This window comes from Xanthomonas indica (assembly GCF_040529045.1).
Taxonomy (GTDB): Bacteria; Pseudomonadota; Gammaproteobacteria; order Xanthomonadales; family Xanthomonadaceae; genus Xanthomonas_A; species Xanthomonas_A indica.
On sequence record NZ_CP131914.1, the window covers coordinates 2,741,946 to 2,755,344 of the forward strand.

General features: G+C 69.8%; 15 protein-coding genes. 9 read left to right on the top strand and 6 right to left on the bottom strand.

Translation table 11 applies throughout. The features are described from left to right. Positions 1 to 52: 52 nt before the first annotated feature. The 4 genes from Q7W82_RS11890 to Q7W82_RS11905 form a co-directional block, all read right to left on the bottom strand. Positions 53 to 1,021 (bottom strand): FecR domain-containing protein, encoded by a 969-nt coding sequence (locus Q7W82_RS11890; protein WP_242159933.1) that lies wholly within the window; start codon positions 1,019 to 1,021, stop codon positions 53 to 55. Then, positions 1,021 to 1,569, bottom strand: coding sequence for an RNA polymerase sigma factor (locus Q7W82_RS11895; RefSeq protein WP_242159934.1), 549 nt, complete (start codon positions 1,567 to 1,569; stop codon positions 1,021 to 1,023). Before Q7W82_RS11895 ends, Q7W82_RS11890 begins: the two co-directional genes overlap by 1 nt. A 48-nt stretch (positions 1,570 to 1,617) precedes the next feature. Then, positions 1,618 to 2,652 (bottom strand): DUF535 family protein, encoded by a 1,035-nt coding sequence (locus Q7W82_RS11900; protein ID WP_242159935.1) that lies wholly within the window; start codon positions 2,650 to 2,652, stop codon positions 1,618 to 1,620. Between the two features lie 583 nt (positions 2,653 to 3,235). Further along, positions 3,236 to 3,769 (bottom strand): Smr/MutS family protein, encoded by a 534-nt coding sequence (locus Q7W82_RS11905; RefSeq protein ID WP_242159936.1) that lies wholly within the window; start codon positions 3,767 to 3,769, stop codon positions 3,236 to 3,238. 219 nt (positions 3,770 to 3,988) lie between these two features. Here Q7W82_RS11905 and surE point away from each other — a divergent pair, with 219 nt between their 5' ends. From surE to Q7W82_RS11925, 4 genes are read left to right on the top strand one after another with little or no spacing between them, the layout of a single operon-like run. Beyond that, a complete protein-coding gene (gene surE / locus Q7W82_RS11910) occupies positions 3,989 to 4,768 on the top strand; it encodes a 5'/3'-nucleotidase SurE (RefSeq protein WP_160946557.1) in 780 nt (259 codons plus the stop codon). Then, complete coding sequence (locus tag Q7W82_RS11915; RefSeq protein WP_026143980.1) at positions 4,765 to 5,442, top strand: protein-L-isoaspartate(D-aspartate) O-methyltransferase; 678 nt, start codon at positions 4,765 to 4,767, stop codon at positions 5,440 to 5,442. Before surE ends, Q7W82_RS11915 begins: the two co-directional genes overlap by 4 nt. 19 nt (positions 5,443 to 5,461) lie before the next feature. Beyond that, positions 5,462 to 6,076: a YqaA family protein gene (locus tag Q7W82_RS11920; RefSeq protein ID WP_242159937.1), complete on the top strand. Its 615-nt coding sequence runs from the start codon at positions 5,462 to 5,464 to the stop codon at positions 6,074 to 6,076. A gap of 14 nt (positions 6,077 to 6,090) precedes the next feature. Further along, complete coding sequence (locus tag Q7W82_RS11925) at positions 6,091 to 6,873, top strand: peptidoglycan DD-metalloendopeptidase family protein (protein WP_242159948.1); 783 nt, start codon at positions 6,091 to 6,093, stop codon at positions 6,871 to 6,873. A 638-nt stretch (positions 6,874 to 7,511) separates the two neighbouring features. On the opposite strand, the gene Q7W82_RS11930 is transcribed toward Q7W82_RS11925, so the two are convergent. Together Q7W82_RS11930 and yhbY are read right to left on the bottom strand one after the other, a co-directional pair. After that, complete coding sequence (locus tag Q7W82_RS11930) at positions 7,512 to 7,886, bottom strand: Mth938-like domain-containing protein (RefSeq protein ID WP_019796326.1); 375 nt, start codon at positions 7,884 to 7,886, stop codon at positions 7,512 to 7,514. A 19-nt stretch (positions 7,887 to 7,905) separates the two neighbouring features. After that, complete coding sequence (gene yhbY / locus Q7W82_RS11935; RefSeq protein ID WP_160964913.1) at positions 7,906 to 8,211, bottom strand: ribosome assembly RNA-binding protein YhbY; 306 nt, start codon at positions 8,209 to 8,211, stop codon at positions 7,906 to 7,908. A 66-nt stretch (positions 8,212 to 8,277) separates the two neighbouring features. Here yhbY and rlmE point away from each other — a divergent pair, with 66 nt between their 5' ends. From rlmE to hfq, 5 genes are all read left to right on the top strand, one after another. After that, complete coding sequence (rlmE, locus tag Q7W82_RS11940; protein WP_242161312.1) at positions 8,278 to 8,910, top strand: 23S rRNA (uridine(2552)-2'-O)-methyltransferase RlmE; 633 nt, start codon at positions 8,278 to 8,280, stop codon at positions 8,908 to 8,910. Between the two features lie 71 nt (positions 8,911 to 8,981). Next, the gene (ftsH, locus tag Q7W82_RS11945; protein ID WP_242161313.1) at positions 8,982 to 10,916 is read left to right on the top strand and encodes an ATP-dependent zinc metalloprotease FtsH; all 1,935 of its coding nucleotides are present in this window, start codon (positions 8,982 to 8,984) and stop codon (positions 10,914 to 10,916) included. A gap of 232 nt (positions 10,917 to 11,148) precedes the next feature. Further along, entirely contained in the window at positions 11,149 to 12,054 is a 906-nt protein-coding gene (gene folP / locus Q7W82_RS11950; protein ID WP_242161314.1) for a dihydropteroate synthase, read from the top strand. Next, a complete protein-coding gene (miaA, locus tag Q7W82_RS11955; protein WP_242161315.1) occupies positions 12,054 to 13,004 on the top strand; it encodes a tRNA (adenosine(37)-N6)-dimethylallyltransferase MiaA in 951 nt (316 codons plus the stop codon). Before folP ends, miaA begins: the two co-directional genes overlap by 1 nt. A 119-nt stretch (positions 13,005 to 13,123) precedes the next feature. Beyond that, the gene (gene hfq, locus Q7W82_RS11960; protein ID WP_010341316.1) at positions 13,124 to 13,399 is read left to right on the top strand and encodes an RNA chaperone Hfq; all 276 of its coding nucleotides are present in this window, start codon (positions 13,124 to 13,126) and stop codon (positions 13,397 to 13,399) included.

Consider the following 13,399-nt stretch of genomic DNA (forward strand, 5'->3'; position numbering starts at 1 on the left):
CGGGCCGGCGTGGCCGCCGCCTCGGCGGGGCCAGGATGGGGACCGGTATCGCCTAACGGCGGCTCAGCACGATCTCGTCCTTGCCTTGGCTTACCTGCAGCGGGAACACCTGCGGCAAGGCCTCGATCCACTGCGCCGTGGCCCGGGTGTCGACGGTGCCGGTGAAGCTCAGCCGCGCCAGCGCCGGGTCGGCCAGGCGCAGCGGGCGGTCGCTGTAGCGGTTGACCCGGGCGATCACCGTGTCCAGCGGCGTATCGACGAATTCCAGCCGGTGATCGCGCCAGGCGATGGCCTGCGCCACGCTGATCTGGCCGACCTGCAATGTGGGCCTGGCCGGATCGTAGGACACGCGCTGTCCGGCCACCGCTTCCAGCCCGCCGCGGCCGTCGGCCGGTACCTGGCCGGCGCCGTAGATGCGCACCCGGCCTTCGGTGACCGCGATCTCGACGCGTTCGCCGTCGCGGCTGACATCGAACGCCGTGCCCACGTCCAGGATCGAGACGCCGCCGGCGTCGACCACGAACGGTCGCCCGGCGTGATGCGCCACGTCGAAGAACGCCTCGCCGGCGATCAGCTCCACCCGGCGCTGCGCGGCGCTGAACCGGGTGCTCAGCCGCGATGCGCCGCCGAGCGCGATCTTCGAGCCGTCCGCCAGCACGATGTCCCGGTGGCGGCTGATCGCGCTGCTGTAGACCTGGGTGACCGGCGGCGGGTTCAGCTGCCGCCAGGCCAGGACGCCGCCGAGCGCCAGCACGCCGATGCAGGCCGCCACCTGCAGCGGCCGCCAGCGCGCACGCGGCGCCGCGAACCTGCGCAGCAGGTCGCCCCGTGCGGCGGTGTCGAGCGCGCCCAGGTCGCCACCGAGCGCATTGATGCGTTCGAACGCCTGCAGATGCCGCGGGTCGGCCGCGGTCCAGTCCAGCCAGCGCGCGATGGTGTCCTCGTTGCTGTCGGGTGCGCGGAGCAGGGTCCACCAGCGCGCCGCGTCGTCGAGGATGTGTTGGTCGATGCCGCTGTCCATTACGGGATCTCCGCTTCGTCGAAGCGTTTGCGGCAATGCGCGAGGGCGTTGGCCACATGGTAGCGGACCATGCGTTCGCTCACGTTCATCGCCTTGGCGATCATGCCGAAGTCCTTGCCTTCGATCACGTGCAGCACGAAGGCGCGGCTGGTCTTGGCCGGAAGTTCCTCCAGCGCCCGGGTCAGCGCGCGCAGTTGCGCGCTGGCCATGGCATGCCGCTCCGGAATCGGCGGCAACGGCAGGTCCTGCTCAGGGAGTTCCACGGCTACGTTCTCGCGCACCTTGCGCATGCGCAGTCGGTCCACGGCCAGGTTCGAGGCGACATGGAACAGATAGGCGCGCGGCGATGCCAGCGCGTCCGGGCGCTCAAGGGTCACGATGCGCATGTACGCCTCCTGCGCCACGTCCTGCGCGTCCGCCATCGAGCCGAGCTTGCAGTGCAGGAAGGCGAGCAGGGCGCGGTGATGCTCCTTGAACAATGCGTCGACGTGATGCGCATGCGTCCGCGCCGGCGATGGCGCGCCCTCGGTGTGCTCGAGCCGACTCACGACTGCTGGTGCTCCTGGAGGGAAGCGGCCGCGGCAGTATAGCCAGGCTCACCGGCCGCCACGCGACGCACCGGCGCACGCCGTCGGCAGCGCGGCAGCCAGCAAACTCTCGGCGTGCGCCCGCAATGCTTCGCGGCGGCGAAACGCCGCGCGATGCTGGCTGGGGACATCGGCCACGGTCTTGCGCGCCGGGGTCAGTGGCAACGCGAACCAGCCATCGGCGATGGGCGTACCACCCTGCTCGATCCAGAACGCGTCGTAGTCGGCCAGGAACACGTCGCGCTTGCGCTGCAGCGGATGCGCGCCATTGCAGACGGCACGGATCGCGTGCGCGCCGAGGCGCTCGGCGAAGGTGCAGGCCAGGGACAGCATCAGTTGCTTGGGCCGCAGCCCGTGCATCTGCTTGGTCAGCGCGCGCACCACGTCGCGGGCGTCGGCACCCTTGGGGCCCTGCAGGCAACCGATCAGTACCGTCGGATGGGCATCGTCGCCGGTCACGGTCAGCACCAGGCGATACAGCTCGCGTCCCGCCGCGTCGCTGAGCTGCAACCAGAGCTCCCCCTCGCAGCTCATCGGCGCCGGTGGCAGCAGCGACAGCGTCAGCGCGCTGCCGTCGTGCAGCGGCAGCGTCCCCAGGTCCGCCTGGCCTTGCCGGTAGATCGCGTCGAACAGGGCGTGCGGCAGGCGATCGAGCAGGAGCCGGTAGTGCTGCTGCAGATGGCGCAGGCGCGTCGAACGGTTCCAGCGGGCATTGACGAAGCGGTGCAGGTGGCGCTCGAGCAGGCGCGGATCGCGCGCCGCATAGCCGTGCATGCGCGGCTCGCGCTGCAGTTCCTCCAGAAAGCGGCCGTGGGCGATCGGCACGGACAGCGCGCGCACCAGGTACTTGCCCGCTTTCATCACGCGCTGCCAGCGATCGCCGTGCCAGTCCGTGCGCCCCTTGAGCGAGGCCAGGAACAGTGCCGGCCACTGCGTGGGCGCGGTGGAGCCGGCGGCCCGGGACGGCGCCGGCAGCGGCCGCCGTGGCCGGGCGATGTGCGTCGGCGCTGCCTCGAAGCTCGCGGCGCTTGCGGAAACGTCCACGATATCAGTGGGTTGCAGGAGGAATTCGGTGGTTGCGTCGGTCACTTTCGGCTCGCAGAGGGGCGGTACTCTCTGGCAAGACGTTTCAGCGGGCGAAAATTGAAATGCGCGCGTGCAGTTCCAGCGCGGGGCGCGCGACGATGCCCCTGTCGGGTGGCGTGTTGTCGAACTGGAGGCTGCCGCGCCGGGGGCGAAGGCGCCTCGGCTGCTGCTTTTGCCGCGACCGACAGGGAGGGCTTCAGGGCGCCTCCAACTAACTAGGAGACGAAAAATCTCTTGTAGGAGCGGCTTCAGCCGCGACCGGCCTTGCCGGTAACGCCCCGGTCGCGGCTGAAAGACGCTCCCACAGGACCAGCGGCATCCGGCTCACGTGTGGCGAAAGCAGGGGATGCGCGAGATGCCCTGCAGCCGCGATGGGCGCTATCGAGAACGCACGTTGCGGCTGAAGCTGCTCCTACATCCGTCCTGCGCGAGCCGATGCGCGCCGTCGTGCGCTCGTGCAGTCAGGCAGAGCGTGCGACCCGAACTGGAACGCAGGCGCCACGCCTGGCCCGAGCGTGACTGGCGTCGCGCACAGCGCCGCTCAGCGGCGTGCCAGCAGCACCAGCATCGCGCCGGTGCCGCCTTGCGCGGTGGGCGCCGAATGGAAGGCCAGCACGTCGTTGCGCTGGCGCAGCAGGCGGTCCACCAGGTTCTTCAGCAGGGGCACGCCGCCGGATTGCAGGCCCTTGCCGTGCACGATCCGCACGCAGCCGAACTCGTGCGCGTGCGCCTCGGCCAGGAACTGCCGTAGCAGTGCCTCGGCCTGCGCGGCGGTGGCGCCGTGCAGATCCAGTTCGTCCTGGGCCGAGAACTGGCCCTTGCGCAGGCGCTGGAACACCCGCGCCGGCAGATGCTCGCGGCGGTAGCTGGCCACATCGCCGGCTTCCAGTGGCGCGCTCTGTCGCAGCAATTGCTGGAACTCGCCCTGCGCCTCGGCCTCGTCGCGTTCGGCCATGCGTGCGCGCGGCTTGGGGCGTGGCTTGGCATTGGCCGGCGGCGTCGCATTGAGCGGGGCCACCTTGCCGATGGCCGCGCGGAACAGCGCGGCGGGATCTTCGTCGTCGGAATGCGCCATGCGCACAGCTTAGAGCGTGCTGCACGGTTTGAGGTGAGTACGGTAGCGCCGACAGTGCCTGCGCCACGGGGGCGGCGTTCTCGGCGCTCAACGCGCAGGAGGTCGTGCCGTATTGCCTGTGCGGCGTCCCGCGCGAAGGCGGCCGTCGCGATGGTCGGCGCGCTGTCAGCGACCTGGCCGGACGCATCCGGTATCATGCACCGGTTTTCGAGGAGCACCATGCGCGTATTAGTGAGCAACGACGACGGCGTCGACGCCCCCGGCATTCGCATGCTGGCCGAGCAGTTGCGCGGCGCCGGCCACGAAGTGACGGTGGTCGCACCCGACCGCGACCGGTCCGGCGCCAGCAATTCGCTGACCCTGGATCTGCCGATCCGGCTCAAGCGCATCGACCATTACACCTGCAGCGTCGCCGGCACGCCGACCGACTGCGTGCATCTGGCGCTCACCGGCATGCTGGAGTTCGACCCGGACATCGTGGTCTCCGGCATCAACAATTCCGCCAACCTCGGCGATGACGTGATCTATTCCGGCACCGTCTCGGCGGCGATGGAAGGCCGCTTCCTGGGCCTGCCTGCAGTGGCGGTGTCGTTGGTCACCCACAACCACGAACCCAAGCATTTCCAGACCGCCGCGCGCGCGGCGGTGGAGATCGTGGCGCGGCTCAAGGCCGATCCACTGCCGGCCGACACCATCCTCAACGTCAATGTGCCCGACCTGCCGTGGCAGGAGATCAAGGGCTTCGAGGTCACCCGGCTCGGCAACCGCCACCGCTCCGAACCCTGCCTGCCGCAGACCGACCCGCGCGGCGGCACCGTGTACTGGATCGGCCCGGCCGGACGCGAGCAGGACGCCGGCCCCGGCACCGACTTCCACGCGGTGCGTACCGGCTTCATCTCGATCACCCCGATCCAGGTCGACCTGACCCGCTATCAGGCGCTGGAAAAGGTCGCCAGCTGGGTCGGCGGCCTGACCGCCGCGCTGGACCGCCCGGCATGACCCCGCGGTTGCGCCTGCAGCCGGAAGCGATCGGCATCGGCATGACCTCGCAACGCGTGCGCGACCGCCTGGTCGAGCGCCTGCGCGAAGCCGGCATCCGTGACGAGAGCGTGCTCAACGCGGTGCGCACCGTGCCGCGGCATCTGTTCATCGACGAGGCGCTGGCCTCGCGCGCCTACGAGGACACCGCGCTGCCGATCGGCCACGGCCAGACCATCTCGCAGCCGTGGGTGGTGGCGCGCATGACCGAGACGGTGCTGGAGGCGGCGCCGAAGAAGGTGCTGGAAGTCGGCACCGGCTCCGGTTACCAGGCGGCGATCCTGGCCGCGCTGGGCCTGGAGGTGCACACCGTCGAGCGCATCGGCGACCTGCTGCGGCAGGCGCGCAAGCGTTTCCGCCAGCTCGGCATGAACGTGCGCAGCAAGCACGACGACGGCCGTATCGGCTGGCCCGAGCACGGCCCCTTCGATGCGATCGTGGTCACCGCCGCGGCGCCGGCGCTGGTCGATGCCCTGATCGAGCAACTGGCGCCGGGCGGCTGTTTGGTGGCGCCGGTCGGCGGGCCGTCCGCGCAATCGCTGATCCGCCTGCGCCGCGCTGCCGACGGCCAGATTGAACAAGACGTCCTGGCGCCGGTGACCTTCGTCCCGTTGCTGTCGGGCATGCTGGATTGACCTCCCGGAGCCGCACTGGATGAAGATTTTTGGGCCGTTGTACGAACGTGCCATCAGCTGGTCGCGGCATCGCCGCGCGCCGGCGCTGCTGACCGGTCTCAGTTTCGCCGAGGCCATCGTGTTCCCGGTGCCGCCGGAGGTGATGCTGGCGCCGATGTCGCTGGCGCAGCCGCGGCGCGCGCTGTGGTTCGCCACGCTGAGCCTGCTCGGCTCGTTGGCCGGTGCGGTGATCGGCTATCTGCTCGGACACTTCGCCTTCGCCGCGGTGCAGCCGCTGATCGAATGGCTGGGCTGGACGCAGAAGATCGACGCGCAGGTGAGCCACCTGCGCGAGGTCATCGCCGAGTCGCCGTGGCGCGCGTTCTGGCTGCTGGTGCTGGCCGGCTTCACGCCGATCCCGCTGAAGATATTCACCTGGGCCTCAGGCATCGTTGGAGTGCCGCTGCTACCGTTCCTGGCGAGCATGCTGGTGGGGCGCGGCAAGCGCGTGTACCTGGTGGCCGGCGCGATCCGCCTCGGCGGACCGCGCGCGGAAGCCGCGTTGCGCCGCTGGATCGAGCCGCTCGGCTGGGTCGCCTCGGCGATCCTGGCGCTGCTGGTGGTGTGGGTCATATGGAGAGCCAAGTTCGGATGAGCGTCGATCGGGTGATGCGGAACGGCCTGCGTTGCGGCCTGGGTGTGCTGGTGGCGGTGGCGCTCGGCGCCTGCAGCAGCGCCACGGTGGTCCGCACCCCCGGCGGTGCGCCCGTACGCGGCAGCACCGCCGCCTCGGCGCCGCGGGTATCCGTGCCCAAGCCCGGCGTCAGCGCCACCGTGCGCCGCGGCGACACGCTGTATGCGATCGCCCGTGCCAACAACATCACCCCGCAGGACCTGGCGGGCTGGAACGGCCTGCAGCCGCCGTACACGATCTATCCGGGGCAATCGCTGCGGCTGTATCCGCCCGGCGGCGCGGGTGCCGCGCGACCCGGCAGCGGCACCGCGGTGGTGCCGCCGGCCGCCGGCACGGCAGCGGCGGCGCGGCCGCCCGTCGCCGCGCCGCCCACACCGGTCAGCAGCGGGTTCTCCTGGCGCTGGCCGGCCGATGGCGTGGTGGTCAGCCGCTTCGTCAGCGGCGAAACCACCAAGCAGGGCGTGGACATCGCCGGCAGCAACGGTGAAGCGGTGCGGGCTGCCGCCGATGGCGTGGTGGTGTATTCCGGCGCCGGCCTCGTGGGCTATGGCGAACTGATCATCGTCAAGCACAACGAACAGTGGCTGTCGGCCTACGGCCACAACCGCAAGCGCCTGGTCAACGAAGGCCAGAACGTCAAGGCCGGCCAGCAGATCGCCGAGATGGGCCACAGCGGCGCGGCGCGCGACATGCTGCACTTCGAGATCCGCTACAACGGCAAGCCGGTCGACCCACTGCTGTATCTTCCGCCGAAGTAACCGGTCGCATCCTCAAGCGGGCGGATCCCCGGCCCGGCGCAGCGCGCCGGGCGTTCGCCAACGGCGCGGCCCAGTGGGCCGCAAGCGCCGCCGGCTTACCCGCTACAACGGCAAGCCGGTCGACCCGCTGCTGTATCTTCCGCCGAAGTAACCGGTCGCATCCTCAAGCGGGCGGATCCCCGGCCCGGCGCAGCGCGCCGGGCGTTCGCCAACGGCGCGGCCCAGTGGGCCGCAAGCGCCGCCGGCTCACCCGCTACAACGGCAAGCCGGTCGACCCGCTGCTGTATCTGCCGCCGAAGTAACCGGTCGCATCCTTAAGCGGGCGGATCCCCGGCCCGGCGCAGCGCGCCGGGCGTTCGCCAACGGCGCGGCCCAGTGGGCCGCAAGCGCCGCCGGCTCACCCGCTACAACGGCAAGCCGGTCGACCCGCTGCTGTATCTGCCGCCGAAGTAATGCCGGCGCGACCAATGGGTTGCCGCCCTGGCGCAGCGTGTAGCCGGTCTTCATCTCCGGCTTTCGCAGGAGCGGCTTCAGTCGCGACCGGGGTTGTAGCGAATGTCACAGGTCGCGGCTGAAGCCGCTCCCACGGGAGTGAATGTCTGTGGAGGGCGTGGAACGGGTCCGCAGAGACGCCGGGCTCAGCCTTCGAGCAGGAACCCGACCGCCACGCGCCGGCCTTCGGCGGCCAGCACGTTGTAGGTGCGCGCCGCGGCAGCGTTGCTCATCACCTCGATGCCGATGCCGCGGGTCAGGAACAGCGCCATCACCGCCGCAGCGGGAAACACCTGGCGTTCGCCGGTGCCGAGGATCACCAGGGCAGGGTTGAGCGCGAGCAGCGGCTGCAGATGCTGCGGCTGCAGGTCGCCGGCCAGCGGCGCCTGCCAGTCCTCGACCAGGGTGTCCGGGGCGAGGATGAAGCTGCGGGTCAGCAGCCGGTCGTTCACCTTGGCCTGGCGGCCGTCGGCCATGCGCAGGGCGTAGGCGTAGTCGGGCAGGTCCTGGGTCAGTTGCATGGGGTCACCGAGGGCGCGCTCAGGCGCGCGGCAGCACGATCTGCCGGTCTTCCTTGGCCGGGCGATACAGGATCGCGGTATGGCCGATGCGCTGCACCAGCGCGCTGTGCGACTGCTCCACCAGGCTGCCGATGGCGGCGTCGCGGGCCTCGCGGTCGTCGCCGCCGACCTTCACCTTGACCAGTTCGTGGCGCTCCAGCACCTCGTCCAGTTCGGCCAGGAAGGCCGGGGTGACGCCCTTGCTGCCGATCTGCAACAGGGGTTTGAGGTCGTGGGCCAGGCCGCGCAGGAAGCGGTTCTGGGCCGAGGTCAGGCTGATCGACATGCAGGTGGGAGCAGGGTTGGCAAGGGCGATCAGGGTATCATGGCCGCCCCTCCCGACCGTGCGTCCATGGCCACCCGCAGCAAAAGCAGCCAACGCTGGCTCCGCGAACATTTCGCCGATCCCTTCGTGAAGAAGGCCCAGGCCGAAGGCATGCGCTCGCGCGCGGCCTACAAGCTGGAAGAGTTGCTGCAGCGCGACAGGCTGCTGAAGCCGGACATGGTGGTGGTCGATCTCGGCGCCGCCCCGGGCGGCTGGTCGCAGCAGGTGCGCAAGTCGATGGGCGACCGCGGCCGGGTCCTGGCCCTGGACATCCTGGAGATGCCGCCGTTGGCCGGCGTGGAGTTCCTTCACGGTGACTTCAGGGAGGACGCGGTGCTATCACAATTCGAGGCCATGCTGGGCGATACCCTGGTGGACCTTGTGCTGTCGGATATGGCCCCCAATAAGAGCGGAATGGATGCGGTCGACCAGCCGCGGATGATGCATCTGGCGGAATTGGCGATGGCATTCGCCGACAGCCACCTGAAGCCGAATGGCGCGTTCCTGATCAAGCTGTTCCAGGGCGTGGGGTTCGACGACTACATCCGCGACATGCGCCGCCGCTATGAAAAGGTGACCATCCGCAAGCCGGCCGCGTCGCGCAAGCGCTCGCCGGAGGTCTACGCCCTCGGACAGGGCAAGCGCGCCCAGATCAAGTAAGCTGAACGCAAGGCTGAACCCGCAATGCTACGCATCGAGACAGAGTTGAAGGGACACCGGAGCCAATGAGGATGAACGACTTGACCAAGAATCTGCTGTTGTGGGTAGTCGTCGCCGTCGTGCTGATGGTGGTGTTCCAGAGCTTCTCGCCGCGTCTCGCCGGCGGCGCGGGCGTCGACAACGTGACCTACTCCCAGTTCCTGAAGGACGTGGATGCCGGGCGGGTGAAGTCGGTCGATTTCACCGACGCCACCAACCTTTCGGTCAACGCGATCCGCTTTAAGCGCGCCGACGGCAGCGAGGGCTCGGTCTATGGCCCGAGCGACGACAAGCTGATCGACGTGCTGTACAGCAAGAACGTGGACATCACCCGGCAGAAGCCGGACAACGGCCCGAGCTTCTGGTCGCTGGTGCTGAACTTCCTGCCGGTCATCCTGATCATCGGCTTCTGGCTGTTCATCATGCGCCAGATGCAGGGCGGTGGCGGCGGCGCCAAGGGCGCGATGTCCTTCGGCAAGTCGCGCGCCAAGCTGCAGGGCGAGGACCAGATCAAGATCACCTTCGCCGATGTCGCCGGCTGCGACGAGGCCAAGGAAGAGGTCGGCGAACTGGTCGATTTCCTGCGCGACCCGACCAAGTTCACCAAGCTCGGCGGCAAGATTCCGCGCGGCGTGCTGATGGTCGGCCCGCCGGGTACCGGCAAGACCTTGTTGGCCAAGGCCATCGCTGGCGAGGCCAAGGTGCCGTTCTTCAGCATCTCCGGTTCGGATTTCGTGGAAATGTTCGTCGGCGTCGGTGCCAGCCGCGTGCGCGACATGTTCGAGCAGGCCAAGAAGCACGCGCCGTGCATCATCTTCATCGACGAAATCGATGCGGTGGGCCGTCACCGTGGCGCCGGCCTGGGCGGCGGTCATGACGAGCGCGAACAGACCCTCAACCAGTTGCTGGTGGAGATGGACGGCTTCGAGGGCGGCGAGGGCGTGATCGTGATCGCCGCGACCAACCGTCCGGACGTGCTGGATCCGGCGCTGCTGCGTCCGGGCCGTTTCGACCGCCAGGTCGTGGTCGGCCTGCCGGACGTGCGCGGTCGCGAGCAGATCCTCAAGGTGCACATGCGCAAGCTGCCGCTGGCCGACGACATCGAGCCGATGGTGATCGCCCGCGGTACCCCGGGTTTCTCCGGCGCCGACCTGGCCAACCTGTGCAACGAGGCGGCCCTGTTCGCCGCACGCGAGTCGGTCAAGGAAGTGCGCATGGATCACTTCGACCGTGCCCGCGACAAGATCCTGATGGGCGCCGAGCGCCGCTCGATGGCGATGAGCGAGGACGAGAAGACGCTGACCGCCTATCACGAGGCCGGCCACGCCATCGTCGGCCGGCTGGTGCCCGAACACGACCCGGTCTACAAGGTCACGATCATCCCGCGCGGCCGTGCGCTGGGCGTGACCATGTACCTGCCCGAGGGCGACAAGTACTCGATGAACCGCGTGGCGATCGAATCGCAGCTGTGCTCGCTGTACGGCGGCCGCGTCGCCGAAGAACTGATCTTCGGCACCGACAAGGTCACCACCGGTGCGTCCAACGACATCGAGCGGGCGACCAAGATGGCGCGCAACATGGTCACCAAGTGGGGCCTGTCCGACGAGTTGGGTCCGATCGCCTACGGCGAGGAGGACGACGAGGTGTTCCTGGGCCGTTCGGTGACCCAGCACAAGAGCGTCTCCGACGACACCGCGCGGCGCATCGACGAAGTGGTGCGGTCGATCCTTGACAAGGCATATGCCAAGACCACCCAGATCCTCACCGAGAATCTGGACAAGCTGCATACCATGTCGCAGTTGCTGCTGCAGTACGAGACCATCGACGCGCCGCAGATCGACGCGATCATGGAAGGCCGCGATCCGCCGCCGCCGATGGGCTGGAACCGGTCCGGCAAGGACGGCGGCAACGACAAGGGCAATTCGCGGCCACTGCCGCCGATCGCCGGGCCTGCCGAGCAGGTGTAAGCGCGTCGGCCCTTCAGGCGCCGAAAAAGCCAGGGAGCGATCCCTGGCTTTTTTGTCGCTGGCCGCTGCCGATGCCGCCGGCTCGTCGTCCGCTCGAGGGTGCGCGACAATGGCGGCTTGATTCACGACCCGCTGCCATGCGCGGCGCGCGCCGCAGCCGCGAACCCACGTGGCGGCCATCGCTGGCGCCGTGCTCGCCGCAGGCGGCGGCCATCCTCCAGGAGATCTGCCGATGTTCGACACCTCGCCCAGCCTGCAGTGCGGCGCCCACCGGCTGCTGCTCGATCGCCCGCGGGTGATGGGCATCGTCAACGTCACTCCGGACTCGTTCTCCGACGGCGGCGCGCATGCCAGCGTGGACGCGGCGGTGGCGCATGGCCTGCGCCTGGCCGCGGAGGGCGCCGACCTGCTGGACATCGGTGGCGAATCGACCCGCCCGGGCGCGACCCCGGTGCCGGTGGAGGAGGAACTGCGGCGGGTGATCCCGGTGATCGAGCGACTGGCCGCGCAGACCGCGCTGCCGCTGAGCGTGGACACCTTCAAGCCGGAGGTGATGCGCGCCGCGGTCGCGGCCGGCGCCGGCATGATCAACGACGTGCAGGCCCTGCGCCAGCCGGGTGCGCTGGATGCCGCCGCGGAACTGGGGGTGCCGGTGGTGCTGATGCACATGCCCGCCGATGCCTACGCCGCCGGCAGCGCGCCCGGCTACGACGACGTGGTCGGCGAAGTGCACCGGTTCCTGGCCGAGCGCATCTTCGCGGCGGAGATGGCCGGGATCGAGAAGCGGCGCATCCTGGTCGATCCGGGCTTCGGTTTCGGCAAGAGCACCGCCGACAACCTGCAGTTGCTGGCGCAGTTGGCGCGGCTGGTCGAGCTGGGCGTGCCGGTGTTGGCAGGGCTGTCGCGCAAGCGCAGCATCGGCGAGCTGACCGGGCGCGAGGCGCCGGAGCAGCGGGTGGCCGGTTCGGTCGCCGCGCACCTGCTGGCCGCGCAACGCGGTGCCACGCTGCTGCGTGTGCACGACGTCGCCGCCACCGTCGACGCGCTGAAGGTCTGGCAGGCGCTGCAGGCGGTGCCGTTGCCGCGCGCCGCCGGCTCGTCCACGGCGGCGACGATTCGCTGGCCGGACGAGGACTGATGGCGGCCGACCGGCGCCCGCGCGCGATCGCGCTGATGGGCCCGACCGCCTCGGGCAAGACCGCCGCGGCGATCGCCCTGGCCGAACGCTGCGGCGGCGAGATCGTCAGCGTCGATTCGGCGCTGGTCTACCGCGGCCTGGACATCGGCGCGGCCAAACCCGATGCGGCCGAGCGCGTGCGGGTGCCGCACCATCTGCTGGACCTGCGCGATCCCTGGCAACCCTATTCGGCGGCCGAGTTCGCCGCCGACGCGCGCGCCGCGCTGGAGGCGATCGTCGCCCGCGGCCGCCTGCCGATCCTGGCCGGCGGCACCGGCCTGTATTTCCAGGCGCTGCTGGAGGGACTGGCGCCGATGCCGGCGGCCGACCCGCAGCTGCGTGCGGCGCTGGCCGCGCGTGCGCAGGCCGAGGGTTGGGCGGCGCTGCACGCGGAGCTGCAGCGGATCGATCCGCTGGCCGCCCAGCGCATCCGCCCCGGCGACGCCCAGCGCATCCAGCGTGCGCTGGAGGTGTACCGGCTCAGCGGCCGGCCGATCAGCGCCTGGCAGGCGGATCCAGGGCCGCCGCGGTTGCCGCTGCGGGTGCTGAAGCTGGTGCTGGCGCCGGCCGAGCGCGCGGTGCTGCACGGGCGCATCGAAGCCCGCTTCGACGCGATGCTGGGGCAGGGCTTCCTGGAGGAAGTGCGCGCCCTGCGCGCGCTGCCCGAGATGCAGGCGGTCGCGCAGCCGCTGGCACTGCCGGCGGTGCGCGCGGTCGGTTATCGCCAAGCCTGGGAATACCTGGACGGCGTCGGCGACGCGGCGGACTTCCGTGCCCGCGCCATCGCCGCCACCCGGCAGCTGGCCAAGCGCCAGTTCACCTGGCTGCGCGGCGAGCAGGACGCACGCTGGTTCGACCCGGCATGTGACGCCGGGCGCCTGCGGGCGGCCGTGGACGCCTTCCTCGGCTGATCCGGCGGCCGGTCGCGCTGTGCTGGCGCCCGCGGTTGTGTAACATCGACGTTCCGGACCACGGCAGGGGAGCTGCAGTGCCGTCCCGGACAATAAAAACAATAATTTGGGAGTGAAGCATGTCCAAGGGGCAATCCTTGCAGGATCCTTTCCTCAACGCGTTGCGTCGCGAACGGGTGCCTGTCTCGGTGTATCTGGTCAACGGCATCAAGCTGCAGGGCACGATCGAGTCGTTCGATCAGTTCGTGGTCCTGCTGCGCAATACCGTCAGCCAGATGGTCTACAAACACGCCATTTCCACCGTGGTGCCGGCGCGCAACGTGCGCGTGGGACCGGGCGGCGGCTATGTGCAGCAGAACGAAGGTGGCAGTGCGGGTGATGACGAAGTCGAGTAG

Excerpts from the sequence above, each read along its gene's own strand:
- Q7W82_RS11890 (WP_242159933.1), bottom strand. The coding sequence starts at position 1,021 with ATGGACAGCGGCATCGACCAACACATCCTCGACGACGCGGCGCGCTGG.
- Q7W82_RS11905 (WP_242159936.1), bottom strand. The coding sequence starts at position 3,769 with ATGGCGCATTCCGACGACGAAGATCCCGCCGCGCTGTTCCGCGCGGCC.
- surE (WP_160946557.1), top strand. The coding sequence starts at position 3,989 with ATGCGCGTATTAGTGAGCAACGACGACGGCGTCGACGCCCCCGGCATT.
- Q7W82_RS11915 (WP_026143980.1), top strand. The coding sequence starts at position 4,765 with ATGACCCCGCGGTTGCGCCTGCAGCCGGAAGCGATCGGCATCGGCATG.
- Q7W82_RS11920 (WP_242159937.1), top strand. The coding sequence starts at position 5,462 with ATGAAGATTTTTGGGCCGTTGTACGAACGTGCCATCAGCTGGTCGCGG.
- Q7W82_RS11925 (WP_242159948.1), top strand. The coding sequence starts at position 6,091 with ATGCGGAACGGCCTGCGTTGCGGCCTGGGTGTGCTGGTGGCGGTGGCG.
- Q7W82_RS11930 (WP_019796326.1), bottom strand. The coding sequence starts at position 7,886 with ATGCAACTGACCCAGGACCTGCCCGACTACGCCTACGCCCTGCGCATG.
- yhbY (WP_160964913.1), bottom strand. The coding sequence starts at position 8,211 with ATGTCGATCAGCCTGACCTCGGCCCAGAACCGCTTCCTGCGCGGCCTG.
- rlmE (WP_242161312.1), top strand. The coding sequence starts at position 8,278 with ATGGCCACCCGCAGCAAAAGCAGCCAACGCTGGCTCCGCGAACATTTC.
- ftsH (WP_242161313.1), top strand. The coding sequence starts at position 8,982 with ATGAACGACTTGACCAAGAATCTGCTGTTGTGGGTAGTCGTCGCCGTC.
- folP (WP_242161314.1), top strand. The coding sequence starts at position 11,149 with ATGTTCGACACCTCGCCCAGCCTGCAGTGCGGCGCCCACCGGCTGCTG.
- miaA (WP_242161315.1), top strand. The coding sequence starts at position 12,054 with ATGGCGGCCGACCGGCGCCCGCGCGCGATCGCGCTGATGGGCCCGACC.
- hfq (WP_010341316.1), top strand. The coding sequence starts at position 13,124 with ATGTCCAAGGGGCAATCCTTGCAGGATCCTTTCCTCAACGCGTTGCGT.